At 63.6% G+C, this 1,751-nt stretch carries 1 protein-coding gene; it reads right to left on the bottom strand.

Annotated elements, in window-relative coordinates; all coding sequences use genetic code 11:
• Positions 1-265: 265 nt before the first annotated feature.
• The gene (locus WBR57_RS28165; protein WP_424088527.1) at positions 266-1,648 is read right to left on the bottom strand and encodes a PepSY-associated TM helix domain-containing protein; all 1,383 of its coding nucleotides are present in this window, start codon (positions 1,646-1,648) and stop codon (positions 266-268) included.
• Between the last annotated feature and the right edge of the window lie 103 nt (positions 1,649-1,751).

Here is a 1,751-nt window from a genome sequence, read left to right on the forward strand (position 1 = left end):
ACGCGATCGTCATCCACCGCCGGCGCGGTCACGGGGCTGGCGGGCAGGGTCAGGGCCTGGGCGCTGTTATGCAGGGCGAGCAGGCACAGGCCTGACGCAAGGTACTTGTTCATCGGTCGATCAATCACTTCTTGGCGGGGTACTCGCCGCAGGGCGCGGCGAGCAACGATAACGCAGTAAGTGTTATAAGTTAACACTTATTGGCTGCGGGACAACAGTCCGCGCAAGGTTATAGAAGGGCTCTGCGTCAGGCATCTCGCCTGTTTCACGCCGAACCTGAGGCAGATTCACGTTGGCCAAAAAAGCGCGACAGCACCAGACGGTCCAGCGCCCAGACCACGATCAACGACGCGCCCACCAGCGGAAAAACAATCGCCAGCCCGAGCATGATCACCATCGCGGTCTTCCACTTCGGCAGGTCATGGCGCAACGGCGGAACCCCCAGCCCGCCGGCGGGCCGGCGCTTCCACCAGATCACCAGGCCGCTCACGGCGCTGAGCAGAATCATCAGGCAGATCAGCAACACGATCAGTTGGTTGACCCAGCCGAACATCTTGCCTTCATGCAGCATAACGCCGGTCTCGGTGGCTCGCGCGACCGTGTTGTAGTGTTCCCAACGCATGTCGGCCAGGACCTTGCCGGTGTACTGGTCCACATGCAGGGTGGCGTCGTTGCGCGGGTCGTTGGCAAACACCGCGACAGTGAACACGCCCTCGGCGGTGGTGGGGAAGGTGATGCTGTAGCCGGGCTCGACCTTGCGGGCGGTGGCGAGGTCGACTACTTGTTGCAGGCGAATGGTCGGTGCGGCCGGCGCCGAATGCATCGCGCCGTGGTTCATGTGTTCGGCATGGTCGCCGGACATCGGCATCGGCGTGTTTTCCATGGCCCAGGGTACGGTCTGCTGGCTGGCGGTGTTGAGCACGCGCGCTTGCAGGTCGGACTGCGGCACGTTGTTCCACATGGCGGCCGGGAAGGTGTTCCACAGGTCGGCGTATTGCTTGCCCCAGAAGCCGGTCCAGGTCATGCCGCTGAGCAGCATCACCAGCAAGAATGCTGCGCCCCAGAAGCCGGCGACCGCATGCATGTCGCGCCACAGCACGCGGCCACGCGCGTTGAAGCGTGGCCACAATACCCCTGCCGACGACTTGCCACGCGGCCACCACAGGTACAGGCCGGACACCACCAGCATCACGCCCCAGCCGGCGGCCAGCTCCACCAGGCGATCGCCGACGGTGCCGATCATCAGCTCGCCGTGCAGCGCGCGCGCAATGGCTTGCAGGTTGTATTTCGCATCCTGCTCACCGAGCACGGTGCCGCGATACGGGTCGACGAACACCGTCACTTCGCGTCCGCCGTTGTGCATTACGAACTGCGCGCTGCCGGTGACGTCGGCCGGTGGCAGGTACTTGCTGATCTTGCCTTGTGGGAAGGCCGCCTGGGCGCGTTGCAGTAGCTCATCGGCGCTCAGGGCGTGCTCGGCACTTTGCACGGTCAGCAGGTCGCCGTACATCAGCGGGTCGAGCTGGGGCTTGAACAGGTAGATGATGCCGGTCAGCGCCAGCAAGACCATGAACGGGGCGACGAAGAGGCCGGCGTAGAAGTGCCAGCGCCAGGCCAGGTTGTAGAAGGAAATCTTTTGAGGGGTCATCAGGTGCTCCGCATAAGGCTGTAATTTTTCTGTGCCGGTGAAGCCGTCTTCGCGAGCAAGCCCGCTCCCACAGTTGGCATGCATTCCACTGTGGGAGCTGGCT

Source organism: Pseudomonas sp., assembly GCF_049590575.1.
Lineage (GTDB): Bacteria > Pseudomonadota > Gammaproteobacteria > Pseudomonadales > Pseudomonadaceae > Aquipseudomonas.

Coding starts and splice junctions, on each gene's coding strand:
- WBR57_RS28165 (WP_424088527.1), bottom strand. CDS start 1,648: ATGACCCCTCAAAAGATTTCCTTCTACAACCTGGCCTGGCGCTGGCAC.